This window comes from Taibaiella chishuiensis, assembly GCF_003014535.1.
GTDB lineage: Bacteria > Bacteroidota > Bacteroidia > Chitinophagales > Chitinophagaceae > Taibaiella > Taibaiella chishuiensis.
Genome location: NZ_PYGD01000012.1, coordinates 30,999 through 48,945 on the forward strand (window position 1 = coordinate 30,999; position 17,947 = coordinate 48,945).

The following is a 17,947-nucleotide window of genomic DNA, read 5'->3' on the forward strand; positions in this document are numbered from 1 at the left end:
GCTGCATCAGCGATGCAGCCGCTTTAAATTTTTTGGTCCTTATATACCCAATACCTGTTTTAGCTTGGTATAACCGTTGCGGCTTACCGGCAGTTTTGCATTGTTGCGCAGGATCACGCAGTATTGCTCTTTTTCGTACAACTCGACCTTATGAATATGCTGCACATTAACGATATACGAACGGTGTATGCGCACAAACTGGTGGGCCGGCAGCTGTGCCTCGAAATGCGCCATACGCTGGTGTTTCAGGTAATACTTATCGGATGTGGTTACCTTTACATAATCGTCGGCCGCTTCTATATACAATACATCGGGCAGGGGAATGATCTTGATATGACCGGCATCCTTTACCACGATCCGCTGCGACTGTTCCGGTAATTGCAGGATCTTGCCCTCGGCATGTGTTTCGGGTTGCCGCACCTGGCCACGCACCTTTTCCAGCGCCTTTTTCAGGCGATCGGGGTTGATCGGTTTGAGCAGGTAGTCCAGGGCATTTACTTCAAAGGCTTTAAGTGCATACTCATCATACGCGGTCGTGAAAATGACGCTGGGCGGGTTTTCCAGCAGCTCCAGCAATTCGAAACCGGTAATCTTGGGCATTTGTATATCGAGGAAGATCAGGTCGGGCTGATGTTCCTGTATGGCTTTCAGGCCTTCGAACCCGTCGTTGCAGGAGGCTACGATCTCGATATCTTTTTCCTCTTCCAGCAATTCGGCAAGCATGGACCGGGCCAGGGGTTCATCATCGATCAGGATGGTCTTCATAAGCATTCAATTTTTAATCAGCCGGTTCCGTACCGGTCTTTTCAAGGTGTAAGGGTATTTTGAGTATTGCGGTAAAATGATGACTGGCATCTGCACCGGCCTCCGCTGCCAAGGCTTCGGGTGCTTTTTCCATGCGAACGCTTAACAGGTCGTTGCGGGCAAACAAGAGGTACAGCCTGCGGCGTACCGATTCCAGTCCGAAACCCGTCCCCTTGGTCGTTACCGCATCCGGGTCGTAAGGGTTGATGATGCTGAACACCAGCTGCTGGTCTTCCACCCGGGCTTTGATCAGGATCTTTACCGGGCCGGTGGTGCCGTACAGCCCATACTTGATCGCATTCTCCACCAGGGGCTGGAACAGGAAGGGCGGTGTACGGATATCCATACAACCTACGTCGATGTCTTCGGCTATGGTAAGCCGGTGGCCAAACCGCACCTGTTCGATACTGAGGTAAATATGCAGATCATCCATTTCCTCGCGGAAAGTGATCAGTTCGTTATCTTCTTTTTTAAGGGTATGCCGCAAAAACTCGGACAACTGCTGGACCATGGTACGCGCATGTTTCGGCTCCTTACCGATCAATGCGTTGATCGAGTTCAGGCTGTTGAACAGGAAATGCGGGTGCAACTGCTGGCGCAGCTTGAACAGCTCGGCTTCCTTACGCAACTGGATACTGTTTTGTTCCTGTTCGGATATAAACTCCTGCTTGGTAAGCCGCCCCAGGAAATAGTTGATGATATTGTAATCGCAAAGCAGGATCCAGCCGATCAGTCCGCGGATATAGATCGTTTCGGTCCAGAACTCCTGGTAGCGTACATTATCGGGGTATAAGGTGTGTAATGTCCACTGGCAGATCAGGATCCAGGCTGCGGCAAAAATCATACTCTGTACGCCGATCACACCCAGGCGGGCTACCGGCGGCAGGTAATAATTAAAGCCGTATTCGAGAAAGATAAAGATGCCGTACAACAGGGCGTTACTGCCCAAAGCGTCTACGAGCGCTATTTCCAGGGAGAAGTCCTTGCGGGTCCATAACCAGTAAAACTGTCCGATACTGATCAGCAGCAGCAATATTGCGGAGCTTACCTTGATATTGGCAGTCTTAAAGGGTTGCGACATAAGCTACAGGTTTTACAGGAGTTGCCGGGGCAGGCCACCGGTTAATAACTTTTGATCTCGATGCCGCCAAACAGGATATTACCTTTGAGGATCAGGGTTTTGCCCGAGTCGGCCTGGTTGGGCGCCGTGGTGCGGCCGTCTTCTATTCCGCCGAATACAACGGATATTTCGTTTTTCAGGGTCCAGTTGGCGGGGATCACGATGTCTACGCCACCAAAAATGATCGATACGTCGATTACGGCTACGCCGCCCTGGATATCGCTTTGGGTAAGGTTGATCTGCGAGCCGCCGAATACACTGGTAATGGTGCCGCCTTTAAAATCCTTGGTAAATACATTTTTTTCTACACTGCCGAATATCGAACTGATATTGATACTGTTATCCGTCGGGTCTACTTCTTCCTGGGGACTGGCCCGCTGTTCTTCGTAAAATTTACGGAGGTAGGATTTCCGGTTTCTTTTCAGCACTACACAGATACCGATCACGATCAGACCTATAGGCAGGGCGTAAGGCCGCAGGTTGAGGGAGATCAGGTTATGCTCGTACAACAGGGCATAGGCGCCGATCAGGATAGGAATCACCCAGCCGAAGCTGCGGAAGCCGTTTTTGATCCCGACAAAGATACCGATGGCGATCAGAAGTACCGGCCAGGAAAAGAACCAATGCGGTATAAGGGCCGCGGTTTGGGGTATGCGGTGTAATAAAAAGAGAATACCTATGATGATCAGCACTATCCCCCCGGTCCGGTTATTATGATGCGGATGACGGGGATGATGCGGATGGCGATGATTATGAGGATGCCAGCGTTTTCTAAATTCTTGATCCATTGCTCTTGTAATTATATCCCAAAAGTAAAGCGCCGACAAGATAATCAAAATCTTCTTTCGATAAAGCAGGTTATATTTTCGGTAAACGTGCTTTATCGTGGCGCGGAAGGAGGAGCTACCTGGTTCCTTTTGCTTCCAGGAGCTTCATGATATTGCCTGTAAAATAGTGCCAGCTGTATTTTTTCTTCTCTTCGGCCAGGTTGGCGGCAAATACGCCTTCGCGTTCTTCGTCGTAAAAGCGCAGGATGCTACCGGTAATCGCCGGTACCTCGGGAGGCACTACGAAGCCTACCTTGCCATCGGCCACGATTTCGGGCAGACCGCCCACATTGGTCACGATCATCGGTTTTTCGAAATGATAAGCGATCTGCGAAATGCCGCTCTGGGTGGCCGTCCTGTAGGGTTGTACCACGCAGTCGGCCGCACTGAAATAATACCGCACTTCCGAATTGGGGATAAAGTCGGTAAAGAGATCGAGGCGGTCGCGTATGCCCAGCTTGTCGGCCAGTTGTTCGTAATATTCTTTATCGCCGTAGTATTCGCCGGCCACGATCAGGCGTATGCCGGCGCGGGTTATGCGTTCGTCGGCCATGGCTTCGAACAGCAGGTCCAGGCCCTTGTATTTGCGGATATAGCCGAAAAACAGGATGTAGCGTCCGCCGGTATTGAGTTTCAGGAATTCGCGGGCTTCAGCTTTGGGCAAGGCATCGCCATAGTTGTCGTAAACAGGGTGGGGGGAGAACAGTGCCGGTTTATCTTTGGTAAAGGTGCGCAGGTCGCGCAGTACCTCGTGGCTCATGCTGATAAAAGCATCGACCGGTTTCAGGAAGTACCGGGTAAAGGGCACGTCGCCGGGGCGTTTTTCATGCGGGATTACATTATCCAGGATGCTGATAACGCGGGTATGCCCGTTTTTACGGGCCAGGCGCAGTATCGTACCGAAGCAGGGGCCCATAAAGGGCAGCCAGTATTTAACCAGGATCAGGTCGGGTTTGCTGCGGGCCGCTTTGCGCCCTGTTTTCCACCAGCTTAAAGGATTCACGGAATTGATCATCGGTGTGATCCGTAAGCCTTCCGGTGCAGGTTCGTCGGAATATTGGGTCTTGCCGGGAAAAAGAAAGCCGGGGTATTGAAGGGTAAAGGTATATAACTCGACCTCGTGGCCCTGTTCCTGCAGGGCATAAGCCAGTCTTTCATTAAAAGAGGCCAGCCCGCCTTTCAACGGGTATGCTGTGCCGATGATCAGAATTTTCATGCGACACAAATTTGAAGCATTTTCTAAAATAATGAAGAATAATTTTTTGTGTTGCGGCGGCCGGATTGCAGCCCCTGGCCGCGGTCCTTATTACAGCAGGTCCTTGATCCGGCTCAGGCAATCGATCTCGTGGGTCAGCGTACGGGTATGCGGCTTTTTCAAGGGGTTATAATAGATATAATCCATGCCGTAATTCATGGCCCCGTCGATATCGGCTTCGAGCGAATCGCCGATCATGATGCTTTCGTTCAGTGTGGCGCCGGTCGTGGCCAGGGCAAAGTCGAATATGCCGGCCTTGGGTTTCATGCTGTTGCTGCGTTCCGAGGTAATCACTTCGGCAAAGTAATGATCGATGCCCGAGGTGCGCATTTTCTGCCATTGCGTGGTTTCAAAACCATTGGTAATGAGATGCAGCTTATAGTTGCGGTTGATGCAGTATTCCAGCACGTCCTGGGCATGCGGCATCAGTTTGCCCTGCTGGGGCAGGATATCGAGGTAGATGCGGCTCATCTCGTTGGCCATTACCGTATCGCCGATGCGGAAGTCGAGCAGGGTATGCCACATCCTTTTCCAGCGCAGCTCTTCGCGCCGTACAAAACCTTTGCGGAACCGTTCCCAGAATTTTTCGTTGTGCATTTCATAGGTGCTCCGGAAAGCCTCGAAACCCGGAATGCCCCGCTGTTCCAGGTCAAAGTCCCGGTAAAGCTGTTCGAGGGTAGCGGCAGAGTTGGCTTCGAAGTCCCATAAGGTATGGTCCAGGTCGAAAAAAATATGGCGGTATGGGCTCATGGCTTTGTGTTTACGATTAATTGATTGCCTCCATTACGGTACGGAAGGCCGCAAATTTGTTGCCGAATTTACTGAGGCCTTTCTGCCGCATTTTCGGCGCATGTTCGTTTACATAACTCTGGTAGTTCTCGATGCCATCACAGTGGTACTGGATCACAAAGGTCACGCCATCTGCTTCGTCCTGCTCCATAAGGCGGCAAAGCCTGTAATCGCTGAAGAGCCCGGTATCCATCATATCCCTGATATGCTCTTCTTTCATCCACTTTACCCAGCTCTCGGCCGATCCGGGTTCTACTTTAACGGTAACGTTGTAAATAATCATTGAGGTACTAAAATAAAAATCAAAAATGTGTCGGTATAGGGTCCGCGGCTTGTTTATCTTTTGCTGATGCGTGCATCCAGGCTGAATTTGCCCGGGCCCAGCAGTAATATGGCCAGGTAACCGAATAAAAATGCCGGCGCCAGCTCATGCTCTCCGAAAAACTGCCAGTGGTGCACATTAAGGATCACCAGGATCGTAATGAGCAGCGGGATGGTAGCCAGGCGGGTAAACAGCCCGAGGATAAGCAGCAGGGAACAGAAAAATTCGGCAAAAGTGGCAAGTCCCAGCGATGTCGCCGGGCTTAAACCCATAAAGCTCATGAATTTGTCTTTCCGTTCTGCAAAATGCGAAAGCTTAGCCCAGCCGTGACTGGGTATCATCAGCAAGCCAAAACCCAGGCGCAGCACCAGCGTTGCCAGGTTAAAGGCCAGGTCGGAATAGCCGTGGTAAAATAATCTTTTCACAAAGTGATATTTTCGTTTTTTTTGTGTCCCGGAAACTTCGCTATTTTGCGATAAGGTTATTCGCCGTACCTGCCGGCGCGCAAATTTACGGCTAAAAATCCTATCTCCGGCTTTCACCCCTTCAACCTGTCCGTTTTATGATTACAGCAAGTACCCTGAAATTTCTTAAACAACTGGCGCTCAACAACAATAAAGAGTGGATGGACGCTAACCGCAGCGCCTATGAGGCTGCCAAGCAAAACTATCTCGAAGTGGTTACGGCCCTGTTGCAAGAGATGAGCGCTTTTGAACCTGCATTTGCCGGGGTGCCGGCAAAATCCTGTATTTTCCGCCTCAACCGCGATGTCCGTTTTTCGGAAGATAAGTCGCCCTACAAAACCCATTTCGGCGCCTTTTTTAGCATCGGCGGTAAAAAAGGACCCCATGCCGGTTATTACTTTCACCTGCAGCCCGGTGGCTGTTTCCTGGCAGGTGGCGCCTGGATGCCGCCCGCCGATATGCTGAAAAATATCCGCCAGGAAATAGACTACGACCTGCCCGGTTTCGAGGCGATCGTTAAAGAGAAACAATTCAAAAAATTATATACCGGTATCGAAGGCGAGCAATTGAAGAAAGCGCCGCAGGGTTATGCGATCGATAACCCGGCTATCGAATACCTGCGGTTTAAAAGTTTTACGGTAACCAGCCCGCTTACTGATGAAGCCGTTACGGATAAGGCTTTTGCCAAAAAACTGGCCGCCTCCTTTAAGGTCATGAAGCCCTTTATCGACTTCCTGAACCGGGGTGTCGACGCCTAAAAAAAGATCCGCCTTTACCGGCGGATCTTTTTTATCCTTATTACGAGGCCGTGTTTAGTCCCTGGGCCTGAAATTGATATCGAAGGCAAAAGTGGCCATAACCAATTGCGTTTTATAACCCCGGTAAGGGTATACAGGGGCCGTAGCGCCTGCCGGTGTGGTGCTGTAATCCGTATTGAGGAAATTAACCGGGTAGTATTGCAGTTTGAACGAGAACATAGGTCTGAAATGCGCGCCGATAAAGACATAGGGCATTACGGCCGGGGTGCGGTCGCTGAACCATTCGTTGAACTTCGCTTTCTCGCTGCGTTTAATAAAACCTTTTTCCTTGAAGTTGAAGGGGAAATCGACCCCGCCGCCGACCAGGAAATAATTACCTTCTTTTATATTCCCGAATTTAAAGCCCAGGGGGATACCAAAGGTGTAGACCCTGCGTTTAACGGTAGAGTCGGGATTATTATATTTCTCGATAAACCCGATGTTCTTAATATTGATACCGGTGTAAAAACCGCTGTGGTTACTGAAATCGAAGTTTACATTAAGGCCGATATGGAAGAAGCCCGTAAAGCGCGGTGTGGTCAGTTTGGCATCACCCCCGTTTTTCTGCAGGATCGATGTGCTGAGGATATAACCATCCATGCCGGTGCTCAGGTAGGCGCGCCTGGGCCGCTTGGCGCCGGCCGTATTTTCCTGGGCAGTAGCAAACAGCGGCGACAGCAACAGGGCCATCGAACAGATTTTAAGGAGCGTTAATTTCATAGGACGGTTATTTTCTTTTATAAAGCTCAAAAGTAATTAACAAAGCAGAAATAAAACAATAGTTTTCTTGGGTAATACGGGGCTGCAAATGAAGCAAAGAGACTGCAAATATTTCCGAATGAATCTTTTGGCATGTTGTTTGAACCTTATTATATCTACAGGAACCGGACGTAATCGACGCCCGGTTGACAAAATGTCTGTAATAAAACATGAATTTCAGAGAACTCATTTTTAATACCAACAGCGATAACGATATGGAGTTTATGCCTATCGTACCCCTGGGCGAGGTGGAGATGGAAGAGCAGGAGAAGATAGACCTGCCGAAAGAGATACCCGTGATCGCCCTGCGTAATACCGTTCTTTTTCCCAACGTGGTGCTGCCTATAACCGTAGCCCGCGAAAAATCGGTAAAGGCCATAGCCGAAGCGACCAAAGCCGGCGGCCTTATCGGAGTGCTTGCTCAGAAAGATATGAGCAATGAAGACCCTGCAGTATCCGATATCCACAACATAGGCACCGTAGCCAAGATCGTAAAACAGATCAAAATGCCGGACGGTAATACCACGATCTTTATTATGGGCCGTATGCGTTTCGAGATCGAAAAATATACCCAGGAAGATCCTTACCTGAAAGCAGGCGTAAATTACCTGGACGATCATTTCCCGAAAGAAGATAAAGAATTCGATGCCATGATCGCTTCGGTAAAGGATATGGCGGAGCGCATCATCGCCCTCTCGCCCAATATTCCCGTGGAGACCGGCATGATGTTGCGTAATATCGAAAACTACTCCTTCCTCGTGCATTTTATTGCCTCCAACCTCGAGGCTAAATTGCCGGAGAAACAAGCCCTGCTGGAACAAAACGATGTAAAGGCGCGTACCCACCGCCTGATCGAACTGTTGCAGACCGACCTGCAGATGGCCGAGCTCAAAAATGAGATTACGACCAAGACCCGCGGCGAGATCGATAAGCAGCAGCGCGAGTACTTCCTGCAGCAACAGCTGAAGAGTATTAACGAAGAACTGGGCAGCGGCGAAGGCAGCGACCGCGAGATCAAAGACCTGCAAAAGCGCGCCGAAGGCAAGAAGTGGACCGAAACGGCTAAAGAAGCCTTCCGTAAAGGCATCGGTAAACTGGAGCGGATGCATCCCAGTTCTCCCGATTTCTCGATCGTGTACAACCACCTGGACCTGATGCTGGACCTGCCCTGGGGCGAGTTTACCGAAGATAAGTATGACCTGAAAAAGGCGCTGAAAGTGCTCGACGCTGATCACTACAGTATGGAGAAGATCAAGGAGCGTATCCTGGAATACCTGGCCGTGCTGAAACTGAAAGGGGATCTGAAATCGCCCATATTGTGCTTTGTCGGCCCTCCGGGTATCGGTAAAACCTCGCTGGGGCAAAGCATTGCCAACGCTATTAACCGTAAATATATCAGGTTGAGCCTGGGTGGCCTGCACGACGAGAGCGAGCTGCGCGGTCATCGCAAAACCTATATCGGCGCTATGCCCGGCCGTATTATCCAATCGCTGCGCAAAGTAAAAAGCTCTAACCCGGTGTTTATCCTCGACGAGATCGATAAGATCGGCAAAGACTTCCGCGGCGATCCGAGCTCGGCATTGCTCGAGATACTCGACCCCGAACAAAACAATTCTTTCTACGATAACTACCTGGAGATGGAATACGATCTCTCCAAGGTATTGTTTATCGCTACAGCCAATAGCCTGAACGATATCCAGCCCGCGCTGCGCGACCGGCTCGAGATCATACAGCTGTCGGGTTACAGCGTGGAGGAAAAAGTAGAGATCGCCAAACGGCACCTGATCCCCAAACAGAAGAAAGCGCATGGTCTCGAAAGTCTCCCGATCAAGTATACGCCTGCTATCCTTAACCATATCATCAAAAGTTATACCCGCGAATCGGGCGTAAGGGAGCTGGACCGCCAGCTGGCCGGCCTGATGCGTTCGCTGGCCAAACAGGTGGCTATGGAAGAGATCAGCAGCGCCCAGCTCACAACCGAACTGGTAGAGAAGGCGCTGGGCAAGCCCAAATACAGCAACGAGCTTTACCAGAAAGCCAATCCGCCGGGTGTAGTAGTGGGGCTGGCCTGGACCTATGTAGGCGGCGAGATCCTGTTTGTAGAAACCAGCCTGAGCAAGGGCAAAGGCGGTCTGACCCTGACGGGTAACCTGGGCAATGTGATGAAAGAATCAGCAAGTACCGCCTTGTCTTACCTCAAAGCACATGCCGCAGATTACAAGATCGATACGGCCCGTTTCGAAGAGAACAATATCCATATCCACGTGCCCGAAGGCGCTGTGCCGAAAGACGGGCCCAGCGCGGGGATCACGATGCTTACCGCACTGGCCTCGGCCTTTACGGGCCGCAGGGTGAAACCCTTCCTGGCCATGACCGGCGAGATTACCCTGCGCGGCCAGGTATTGCCCGTGGGTGGTATCAAGGAGAAAGCACTTGCTGCAAAACGTGCGGGTATCAAGGAGATCATTATGTGCGTGCAGAATAAGAAAGACGTGGAAGATATTAACCCCGACTTTATCAAAGGCCTTAAGTTTACCTATGTACAGGATATGAACGAGGTATTGGAAAAGGCCCTGCTGAAGCGCTAAACTTTATTGATTTGTTATGCTTAAAGCCCGGAACAATAGAGTGCCCCCAAAAGATTAGACTAATTTAAAGATTAGATTTATAATGAGCTCGATATTGTATCGGGCTCATTCCTTTTAAATTTAGTTTAATTCTTTCGTTGTTATAATAGCTGATATACTGTTCAATTTCGCTTTTAAGCTCAGTAATAGAATTGTATTTTTTCAGATAGAACAATTCTGATTTGAGAATGCCAAAGAAGTTTTCGATTACCGCATTATCCAGGCAATTACCCTTTCTAGACATACTTTGCGTTATTCCTTTTTGCTTTAATAACTGTTGATACTGCTTCATTTGGTACTGCCATCCCTGATCAGAGTGTAGCAACAATGGTTTGCCTGTTTTTTTTAGCGCTTTATGGAGCATTGAGATAACACTGTTGAAACTCGGATGCTCAGATAACTCATAGCTAATAATTTCCTGATTAAACAAGTCGATAACTGGTGACAGATATAACTTTTTTCCGGACACTTTAAATTCGGTTATGTCGGTTGCCCATTTTTCGTTGGGGCGCTCTGCCTTAAATGCCCGGCTTAATACATTGGGGGCTATCTGACCTTGCTCTCCTTTGTAAGATTTATATTTCTTTACCCTGATAAGACTTTTCAGACCAAGAGATTTCATTAGCCGTAAAACTGTTTTATGATTGACGATAATGCCCTCTTGACGAAGCAATAAGGTGATACGCCTGTATCCCAGTCTGCCCTTATGCTTGTGGTAGATAGACTTTATCAACAATTTATGTTCCTCATACTTATCAACAACTTGCAGTTGTTTTTGATAGTAATAGAAACTGCTTCTTGCCATATCCATACAATTTAGTAATAATACTAAATTGTACTTGTGCCTTAATTCTATGATGGCTTTTGCTTTTTGTCGGCTTGAACTAAGGCTTGAAGCTTTTTTAGCAGTTCATTTTCTGCTTTCAGGTACTCATTTTCCTTCAGCAGTTCCTCTTCCCTGGTCAGTGGACGGGTCGGGCTTTTAGCTTTACGCTTTATCGGTAGTTTCATCGTTGCAGGACGGCCTTTAGATTTCGGAACAAGGCCTGCTTTCCCTTCCGATTCATATACTCTGCGCCAGTGGATAATGACTGATTCGCTCCCAATATTGAACCGGGCACAGGCCTCCCTCAAAGATAGTCGTTCCTGTTCAATAACTTTTAAAATCGATAGCTTAAACGATAAGTCATAATGCCGCTTGGCCCTTGTCTTAAGTCCGGATTCTCCATAGGCTTCATAAAACTTTAGCCATAGCCGAAGGTTTGCACGATCAATGCCATTTTCTTTGGCTATTGACGTTATAGAGCCTTGCCCTTTTAATACTGCTTCTACACATTGAAGCCGAAATTCATAATCGTATTTTTTCCTTTTACCCATAAAAATGCCCCCAAGAAGTGTCTAACTTTTTGGGGGCAGTGCAGTTGCCGTCAGCACCTTTTACTTTATACAAGGTATCGTATTCGCCTCCTGGGCCAGCAGGATACCCGATATCCAGCAGCGGCTGGGGCTTAGCGAATCGGGGCTGGGCGCCGTGCTGTTTGCATTGCCGGTAGGCCAGCTCCTGGCCACCATGCTTTCGGGTTACCTGGTCAACCGGTTTGGCAGCAAGACCATGCTCTCTATCGGTGCGTTGCTGTACCCCGCAGGGTTGGTACTGTTGGGTGGCGTTGCTACCCTGTGGCAGCTCTTTGCTGCACTGGTGCTGTTTGGCATATTCGGCAATCTCTGCAATATAGCGGTCAATACCCAGGGGGTAGGCGTGGAGCGGCTGTACGGCCGCAGCATTATGGCTTCCTTTCATGGCCTGTGGAGCCTTGCCGGTTTTACGGGCGGTATTGTCGGCGCCCTCATGGTGGCGGCCAATGTATCGCCTTCCTGGCATTTCGTGTTCATCGCCCTGCTGGCGCTGGCCTTGCTGTTTGTGGCCCGCAGGTCGGTGGTGCCCCGCGATGCCCGTACCGTTACTACCACCGAAAAGAAAAGCGGGTTCGTAAAACCGGATGCCTTTATCCTGACGCTTGGCCTCATCGCCTTTGCCTGTATGATCTGCGAAGGCACGATGTTTGACTGGAGCAGTATTTATTTCGAAAAGATCGTGCATGCGCCCAAACAGTGGACCCGCCTGGGTTATATCGCTTTTATGTGTACCATGGCCGGCGGCCGTTTTGTTTCCGATTACTTTGTAACCCGGTTCGGCAGCAGGACGGTGCTGCAGTTAAGCGGTGTAATGATCGTAGCGGGTATGTTGCTGGCTGTAGCCCTGCCGGATATATTGCCGGCAACCCTGGGTTTCCTGCTCGTGGGTTTCGGTACCTCCTCGGTAGTGCCCCTGGTGTACAGCCTGGCTGGCCGGTCGCGCAAGATAGCGCCGGGCATCGCTTTGGCGCTGGTGTCTACCATCGGCTTCCTGGGTTTCCTGCTGGGACCGCCTGTCATAGGCCTTATTGCAGGCCTTTCCAGCCTGCGGGTTTCCTTTGCCGTGATCGCTTTCCTGGGTCTCGGCACAACATTATTAGCAAAACTTTTAGCGCGATTGGAAAAATAATTTTGGTGGTTCGGAAGCAATGACCTTACCTTTGTACTGTAATAATAAAAGTTACAGAAATGATCAACGGACGGTTTGCCATATCGATACACATCCTTACCTTGCTGAGCATGGAAGAGGGTTTGTCGTCCGACTATATCGCTTCGAGTATCAATATCAATCCCGTACTGGTGCGTAAAGAGGTGAGCCGTTTGCGTAAGGCCGGCCTGGTCGATACCAAGGAGGGTAAGAACGGCGGGGCTTTCCTGTCCTGCTCACCCCGCAAGATCACCCTGGCCGATGTATATAAAGCCACTTACGAAAAACCGCTGTTCAATCATTCCAAAAACGAGCCTAATCCCCGTTGCCCGATGGGTAAAAGAATAGGCGAGATCATGGATGAAGTGAACGAAGCCGCCGAAGCCGCTTTGCTGAAAAAACTGTCCGGCATTTCGATCGAGAAGTTCCGGAGCCAGCTCTGACCTTTTTTTTATTCAAAACTGTAACAAAAAAAATTACATTTTAATAACATTTAGCTTTTAAAACAATAAAAAGATGAATATAGCCATCATAGGCGCTACGGGTTTCGTAGGCCAGCACCTGGTAACTGAAGCGCTGCAGCGCGGACACGAAGTAAAAGCCATTGCCCGCAACGTGGCGCAACTTACAGCCGGCAACGGTTTAACGCCGGTACAGGCCGATATTACCGATGTGCCTGCATTGGCTGCAGCCCTTAAAGGCAGCGATATCGTACTCAGCGCCTTCAATGCCGGCTGGCAGAACCCAGAGTTGTACAACGACTTCCTGGCCGGCTCCAAAGCCATACAACAGGCCGTTAAGGAAGCAGGCGTACAACGCCTGATCGTAGTGGGCGGCGCCGGTAGCCTGTATATCGCACCCGGTCAGCAATTGGTAGACAGCCCCGATTTTCCGGAAGCTTATAAGGCCGGCGCTACAGCTGCAAGGGATTACCTGGACCTGCTGAAACAGGAGCCGGTAATCGACTGGACCTTCTTTAGTCCTGCCATCGAAATGCACCCGGGCATTACTACCGGCCGCACCGGCCAGTACCGTACCGCATTGGATAGTCCTGTATTCGATGCCGCACAACACAGCCGCCTCTCGGTAGAGGACCTGGCGGTAGCCCTGCTCGACGAGACTGAAACTCCTAAACACAGCCGCCAGCGCTTTACTGCCGCTTATTAACCGCTTGCATCAACTCATTTTATAATCCATTAAAAAAAAAACAAACACAGCTTAAACAATGAAAAAAATCGTACTGGCCGCCGCTGCCGCCTTCCTGTCCTTATCCGCTTTTGCTCAGAACAAATGGGCGGTAGACCCCATGCACTCTTCGGTTAACTTTACCGTAAAACATATGGGCATATCCCTGTTGAACGGTCACTTCGATAAATATGAGGGCAACTTTACCGCAGCCAAGCCCGACCTGACCGATGCTGCGATCGCATTTACCGTGCAGACCGCAAGCGTGAATACCCTGGTGGAACCCCGTGATAAACACCTGCAGGGCGACGACTTTTTCAATACCGAGAAGTTTCCTGAAATGAAATTTGTCAGCACTGCGTTCAAAAAAGTAAAAGGTAACGAGTATACCCTTACCGGTAACCTCACCCTGCGCGATGTAACCAAACCCGTTACATTTAAAGTGATCTACGGTGGTACCGCTAAAGACCATATGGGCAATACCAAAGCCGGTTTCCACGCTACAGGCACCATCAACCGCCTCGACTACAATATTAAATACGATCCTTCCGGACAAGGCATCGCCAAAGATGTGGCCATTACCCTCGACCTGGAATTTGCGCAAGCTAAATAAGTACGTTTCCCTTAATCAATTTTAAACATCTTCAATCCAAACTTGAAATGGAACTGATAGAAAAATTAAACTGGCGTTATGCGGCCAAACGCATGAACGGTAAAAAAATACCCGCTGAAAAGCTGGACCATATTCTCGAAGCCATCCGGCTTTCCGCATCTTCTGCAGGCCTGCAGCCCTATAAAGTACTGGTGATCTCTGATGCGGCTACCAAAGAGAAGCTGAAAGCAGTGGCTTATAACCAGCCCCAGATTACCGAAGCTTCCGAAGTACTGGTATTTGCAGCCTGGGATAAAGTAAACGAACAGCATATCGACGACTACATGGCTTATATAGCCAGCGAACGCGGTGTAAGCCTGGAATCGCTCGATGCTTTTAAAGCCAACTTCGGTAAAATACTGAGCCGTCCTGCAGAGGAGCAGTTCGCCTGGACCTCCCGGCAAACTTACATCGCGCTGGGTACCGGCCTGATCGCAGCAGCGGTAGAAGAGATCGATGCCACGCCGATGGAGGGCTTTGATAATGCCGCTGTGGACGAGCTGTTGGGCTTACAACAAAAGGGTCTGAAAAGTGTTTCTATATTGACCCTGGGCTACCGGGACGATGAGCAGGACTGGCTGGCCCCGCTTAAGAAAGTGAGGAGAACGAAAGCGGAGCTTTTTGAAATGATATAGTTTTTTTTGCAGCCTGGCAGATCTACATCTGCCAGGATTTTTTTTCATAACAGGCCGGCAGGTAAACGATATGCTGCGACCGGCTTGTTGTAAACCGGAAGAACCGATATGGCATTGACATTTGCCCCGCTTACGATCCAGGGAATTACCCTGCGCAACAGGATCATCGTATCGCCTATGTGCCAGTACTCGGCCATAGACGGATTTGCCAACGACTGGCATCTCGTTCACCTCGGCAGTCGTGCCGTAGGGGGCGCGGCCCTGGTCATCCAGGAGGCTACCGCTGTATCGCCCGAAGGCCGTATATCGCCCGATGACCTGGGCTTGTGGCAGGATGCGCATATAGAAAAACTACGGCAGATCACCACCTTCATAAAAGCACAGGGCGCCTATGCGGGCATACAGCTGGCACATGCCGGTCGTAAAGCCAGTACCGCCGCGCCCTGGAAAGGTAACCACCAGATCGCTGTTGCAGATGGCGGCTGGACCACCCTGGCGCCTTCGGCCATCGCCTTCCGCGAAGCCGACGTGCCGCCTGTAGCCCTGGACAAAGCCGGTATCGCACAAGTGACCGAAGACTTTGGCGCCGCCGCTAAAAGAGCCGTGGCTGCGGGTTACGACGTGGTCGAGCTGCACGCCGCACATGGTTACCTCATCCACCAGTTCTTATCGCCCTTAAGCAATAAACGGGAAGATGATTATGGCGGTAGTTTTGAAAACCGGGTAAAGCTATTGCTGGAGCTGGTTGCCCGCGTGCGCCGCGAGCTGAAAGCCGGAATGCCGCTCTGGGTACGCATATCTGCTACCGACTGGGTTGATGGCGGCTGGACGCTGGAGGATTCCATACGGCTGTCGGCTTTGCTGAAGGACAACGGGGTAGACCTCGTCGATGTGTCTACCGGTGGCCTGGTTACGGGTGTGCGCATTCCGCTGGAGCCGGGCTACCAGGCGCCTTTTGCCACGGCGATCAAACAAGCTACCGGTGTGCTTACCGGCGCTGTAGGCCTCATTACCGAAGCTACGCATATAGAGTCGCTGTTGCAGGAGGGGAAAGCCGATGTGGTATTGCTGGCCCGCGAGTTATTGCGCGATCCTTATTTCCCGATGCATGCGGCACAGCAACTGGGCGAAGATTATATGTTCCCCCCGCAATACGAGCGGGCTAAACCCAAATCCTGATACAGGTTACTATTCGAATGTTCATTATAAAATCAAGATCGTGGAAAAAAGACAATTAGGAAAATCATCATTACAGGTTGCACCCCTTACCCTGGGTGGCAATGTATTTGGCTGGACTATCGACGAGGCCCGCTCGTTCGAGATCCTGGACGGCTTTACAGGCGCGGGTTTCAACCTGGTGGATACGGCCGATGTATACAGCCGCTGGGCCCCGGGCAATACCGGTGGTGAGTCGGAAACTATTATCGGTAAATGGATGAAGGCAAGAGGCAACCGCGATAAAGTGGTACTGGCTACCAAGGTGGGCGCCGATATGGGGCAGGGCAAAACAGACCTCTCCCGGAAGTACATCGTTAAAGCGGTAGAAGATTCGCTGCGCAGGCTGCAGACCGATCATATCGACCTGTACCAGACCCATTGGGATGATGCTGGCACACCCGTAGAAGAGACGCTGGAAACCTATGCCGGGTTGATCAAGGAAGGTAAGGTGCGGTATATCGGCGCCTCCAACCTGTCGCCCGAACGGCTTATCGCATCGCTCGAAGCCAGCGCCGAACATGGTTATCCGCGTTACGAAAGTTTTCAGCCGCATTATAACCTTTATGTGCGCAACGAGTTCGAGCAGGACCTGGAACAGATCGTAAAGGATCATGACCTGGGTGTGATCAGTTATTATTCGCTGGCCAGCGGCTTCCTTACCGGTAAGTACCGTTCGGAGGCCGACCTGGGTAAAAGTCCCCGTGGCGGCGGTGTTGCGGCTTACCTTAACGATCGCGGTTTTAAGATACTGGCCGCCCTCGACCAGGTAGCGGCTGAGTATAACAGCACGCCGGCAAGCGTGGCTATCGCCTGGCTGATCGCAAGACCTTCCGTTACGGCGCCTATTGCCAGCGCCACCTCCATTGCCCAGCTCGGCGACCTGGTAAAGGCCGCACAGTTGCAGCTGGATGATAAAGCCATAGCTTTGCTGACGGAAGCCAGCGCCTGGTAACCTGTTTAACAGATCGTGATGAAACGCAGTGACTTTTTAAAAACAATAGCTATGATGCCTTTAACCGGTGCAGCGCAAAATTTGAATGCGCTGGAAAAGCTGACGGATGAACTTAAAAGTACGGAGCAGATGCCCGTATTCTTTTTCGGGCATGGCAGCCCGATGAATGCCATCGAACAAAACGAATTTTCGGAGGAGTGGGCGCGTATCGGTAAAAGCATAATGAAGCCGAATGCCATCCTGTGCATCTCGGCGCACTGGCTCACCCGCGGCACCTTCGTGACGGCGATGCCGCACCCGAAAACAATCCATGATTTCGGTGGTTTTCCGAAGGCGCTGTTTGACGTACAATACCCGGCTCCGGGTAGTCCGCAACTGGCCGGCGAAGTAAAACACCTGTTGGAGCATGGCACCGGGGTAGGGCTGGATGAAGGTTGGGGCCTGGATCACGGCTGCTGGAGCGTAGTCAAACATCTCTATCCCGATGCTGATGTGCCGGTGATCCAGCTGAGCATCGACTACAACCAGCCGGCAGCTTATCATTATGCCCTGGCCCGGCAACTGGCGGCGTTGCGTAAAAAGGGTGTCCTGATTGTGGGCAGCGGTAATATGGTGCATAACCTGGGCATGGTGGCCTGGGATAAAATACAGGACCCGGGTTTTGCCTTCGATTGGGCTACAGAAGCCAATGAGTCGATGAAGCGTATGATCCTTAACCATGATCATGATGCGCTGATCGATTACCGGAAGCAGGGCAGGGCTTTCGACCTGGCCATTCCTACGCCAGATCACTATTTCCCGATGCTCTATACCCTGGCTTTGCAGGGTAAAGACGAAGCCCTGAGCTTCTTTAACGATAAAGCGGTAATGGGCTCGCTGACAATGACCTCTTTTCGCATTGGTGGGTAAATCATAAATAAAAGTCCCGGCAGCATAGGCTGCCGGGATCATCGCTTTCCGGACAGGAGCTTCTCCCTG

The 17,947-nt window shown here is 50.7% G+C and carries 19 protein-coding genes; 10 read left to right on the forward strand and 9 right to left on the reverse strand.

What is annotated here, in order from left to right:
• Nucleotides 1-39: 39 nt before the first annotated feature.
• From B0I18_RS21830 to B0I18_RS21860, 7 genes are all read right to left on the reverse strand, one after another.
• Complete coding sequence (locus B0I18_RS21830; protein ID WP_245882135.1) at nt 40-765, reverse strand: LytR/AlgR family response regulator transcription factor; 726 nt, start codon at nt 763-765, stop codon at nt 40-42.
• 13 nt (nt 766-778) lie between these two features.
• Entirely contained in the window at nt 779-1,885 is a 1,107-nt protein-coding gene (locus B0I18_RS21835) for a sensor histidine kinase (protein WP_106524887.1), read from the reverse strand.
• Between the two features lie 41 nt (nt 1,886-1,926).
• A complete protein-coding gene (locus tag B0I18_RS21840; RefSeq protein ID WP_106524888.1) occupies nt 1,927-2,712 on the reverse strand; it encodes a LiaF transmembrane domain-containing protein in 786 nt (261 codons plus the stop codon).
• 115 nt (nt 2,713-2,827) lie between these two features.
• The gene (locus tag B0I18_RS21845; RefSeq protein ID WP_106524889.1) at nt 2,828-3,967 is read right to left on the reverse strand and encodes a glycosyltransferase; all 1,140 of its coding nucleotides are present in this window, start codon (nt 3,965-3,967) and stop codon (nt 2,828-2,830) included.
• Between the two features lie 90 nt (nt 3,968-4,057).
• Nucleotides 4,058-4,756: a YjjG family noncanonical pyrimidine nucleotidase gene (locus B0I18_RS21850; protein WP_106524890.1), complete on the reverse strand. Its 699-nt coding sequence runs from the start codon at nt 4,754-4,756 to the stop codon at nt 4,058-4,060.
• A 16-nt stretch (nt 4,757-4,772) separates the two neighbouring features.
• On the reverse strand, nt 4,773-5,078 hold the full coding sequence (locus B0I18_RS21855) for a DUF4286 family protein (protein ID WP_106524891.1): 306 nt from the start codon (nt 5,076-5,078) through the stop codon (nt 4,773-4,775).
• A 53-nt stretch (nt 5,079-5,131) separates the two neighbouring features.
• Nucleotides 5,132-5,542, reverse strand: coding sequence for a DoxX family protein (locus tag B0I18_RS21860; protein WP_106524892.1), 411 nt, complete (start codon nt 5,540-5,542; stop codon nt 5,132-5,134).
• Between the two features lie 137 nt (nt 5,543-5,679).
• On the opposite strand from B0I18_RS21860, the gene B0I18_RS21865 reads away from it, so the two are divergent.
• Complete coding sequence (locus B0I18_RS21865) at nt 5,680-6,339, forward strand: DUF2461 domain-containing protein (RefSeq protein ID WP_106524893.1); 660 nt, start codon at nt 5,680-5,682, stop codon at nt 6,337-6,339.
• A gap of 54 nt (nt 6,340-6,393) precedes the next feature.
• Here B0I18_RS21865 and B0I18_RS21870 read toward each other — a convergent pair whose 3' ends face one another.
• A complete protein-coding gene (locus tag B0I18_RS21870) occupies nt 6,394-7,098 on the reverse strand; it encodes a porin family protein (protein ID WP_146146839.1) in 705 nt (234 codons plus the stop codon).
• Between the two features lie 209 nt (nt 7,099-7,307).
• On the opposite strand from B0I18_RS21870, the gene lon reads away from it, so the two are divergent.
• Nucleotides 7,308-9,725, forward strand: a complete 2,418-nt coding sequence (gene lon, locus B0I18_RS21875) for an endopeptidase La (RefSeq protein ID WP_106524895.1) — start codon at nt 7,308-7,310, stop codon at nt 9,723-9,725.
• Between the two features lie 64 nt (nt 9,726-9,789).
• Here the strand turns inward: lon and B0I18_RS21880 are convergent.
• Nucleotides 9,790-11,141, reverse strand: a protein-coding gene (locus B0I18_RS21880; protein ID WP_425444932.1) for an IS3 family transposase whose coding sequence is annotated in 2 segments (ribosomal slippage) — nt 9,790-10,658 and nt 10,658-11,141 — 1,353 coding nt in all. Because the reading frame shifts where the segments join, the coding sequence is not laid out codon by codon here.
• A 67-nt stretch (nt 11,142-11,208) separates the two neighbouring features.
• Between B0I18_RS21880 and B0I18_RS21885 the strand changes: the two genes are divergently transcribed.
• The 8 genes from B0I18_RS21885 to ygiD all read left to right on the forward strand — a co-directional run bounded on the left by B0I18_RS21885 (nt 11,209) and on the right by ygiD (nt 17,878).
• A complete protein-coding gene (locus B0I18_RS21885) occupies nt 11,209-12,309 on the forward strand; it encodes an MFS transporter (RefSeq protein WP_106524896.1) in 1,101 nt (366 codons plus the stop codon).
• A gap of 59 nt (nt 12,310-12,368) precedes the next feature.
• Nucleotides 12,369-12,770: an Rrf2 family transcriptional regulator gene (locus B0I18_RS21890; protein ID WP_106524897.1), complete on the forward strand. Its 402-nt coding sequence runs from the start codon at nt 12,369-12,371 to the stop codon at nt 12,768-12,770.
• A 73-nt stretch (nt 12,771-12,843) separates the two neighbouring features.
• Nucleotides 12,844-13,494, forward strand: a complete 651-nt coding sequence (locus tag B0I18_RS21895; RefSeq protein ID WP_106524898.1) for an NAD(P)-dependent oxidoreductase — start codon at nt 12,844-12,846, stop codon at nt 13,492-13,494.
• Between the two features lie 58 nt (nt 13,495-13,552).
• Nucleotides 13,553-14,125: a YceI family protein gene (locus B0I18_RS21900; protein ID WP_106524899.1), complete on the forward strand. Its 573-nt coding sequence runs from the start codon at nt 13,553-13,555 to the stop codon at nt 14,123-14,125.
• A 47-nt stretch (nt 14,126-14,172) separates the two neighbouring features.
• A complete protein-coding gene (locus B0I18_RS21905; protein ID WP_106524900.1) occupies nt 14,173-14,799 on the forward strand; it encodes an NAD(P)H-dependent oxidoreductase in 627 nt (208 codons plus the stop codon).
• Nucleotides 14,800-14,907: 108 nt separating this feature from the next.
• Nucleotides 14,908-15,978, forward strand: a complete 1,071-nt coding sequence (locus B0I18_RS21910) for an NADH:flavin oxidoreductase/NADH oxidase (RefSeq protein WP_106524901.1) — start codon at nt 14,908-14,910, stop codon at nt 15,976-15,978.
• Between the two features lie 40 nt (nt 15,979-16,018).
• Nucleotides 16,019-16,969, forward strand: a complete 951-nt coding sequence (locus tag B0I18_RS21915) for an aldo/keto reductase (protein WP_106524902.1) — start codon at nt 16,019-16,021, stop codon at nt 16,967-16,969.
• A gap of 51 nt (nt 16,970-17,020) precedes the next feature.
• Nucleotides 17,021-17,878 carry a 4,5-DOPA-extradiol-dioxygenase gene (gene ygiD, locus B0I18_RS21920; RefSeq protein WP_245882136.1) on the forward strand — a complete coding sequence of 286 codons (858 nt, stop codon included), beginning with the start codon at nt 17,021-17,023 and terminating at the stop codon, nt 17,876-17,878.
• Nucleotides 17,879-17,947: the final 69 nt, after the last annotated feature.

Coding starts and splice junctions, on each gene's coding strand:
- B0I18_RS21830 (WP_245882135.1), bottom strand. CDS start 765: ATGAAGACCATCCTGATCGATGATGAACCCCTGGCCCGGTCCATGCTT.
- B0I18_RS21910 (WP_106524901.1), top strand. CDS start 14,908: ATGGCATTGACATTTGCCCCGCTTACGATCCAGGGAATTACCCTGCGC.
- B0I18_RS21840 (WP_106524888.1), bottom strand. CDS start 2,712: ATGGATCAAGAATTTAGAAAACGCTGGCATCCTCATAATCATCGCCAT.
- B0I18_RS21845 (WP_106524889.1), bottom strand. CDS start 3,967: ATGAAAATTCTGATCATCGGCACAGCATACCCGTTGAAAGGCGGGCTG.
- B0I18_RS21895 (WP_106524898.1), top strand. CDS start 12,844: ATGAATATAGCCATCATAGGCGCTACGGGTTTCGTAGGCCAGCACCTG.
- B0I18_RS21890 (WP_106524897.1), top strand. CDS start 12,369: ATGATCAACGGACGGTTTGCCATATCGATACACATCCTTACCTTGCTG.
- B0I18_RS21850 (WP_106524890.1), bottom strand. CDS start 4,756: ATGAGCCCATACCGCCATATTTTTTTCGACCTGGACCATACCTTATGG.
- ygiD (WP_245882136.1), top strand. CDS start 17,021: ATGATGCCTTTAACCGGTGCAGCGCAAAATTTGAATGCGCTGGAAAAG.
- B0I18_RS21855 (WP_106524891.1), bottom strand. CDS start 5,078: ATGATTATTTACAACGTTACCGTTAAAGTAGAACCCGGATCGGCCGAG.
- B0I18_RS21900 (WP_106524899.1), top strand. CDS start 13,553: ATGAAAAAAATCGTACTGGCCGCCGCTGCCGCCTTCCTGTCCTTATCC.
- B0I18_RS21870 (WP_146146839.1), bottom strand. CDS start 7,098: ATGAAATTAACGCTCCTTAAAATCTGTTCGATGGCCCTGTTGCTGTCG.
- B0I18_RS21835 (WP_106524887.1), bottom strand. CDS start 1,885: ATGTCGCAACCCTTTAAGACTGCCAATATCAAGGTAAGCTCCGCAATA.
- B0I18_RS21905 (WP_106524900.1), top strand. CDS start 14,173: ATGGAACTGATAGAAAAATTAAACTGGCGTTATGCGGCCAAACGCATG.
- lon (WP_106524895.1), top strand. CDS start 7,308: ATGAATTTCAGAGAACTCATTTTTAATACCAACAGCGATAACGATATG.
- B0I18_RS21865 (WP_106524893.1), top strand. CDS start 5,680: ATGATTACAGCAAGTACCCTGAAATTTCTTAAACAACTGGCGCTCAAC.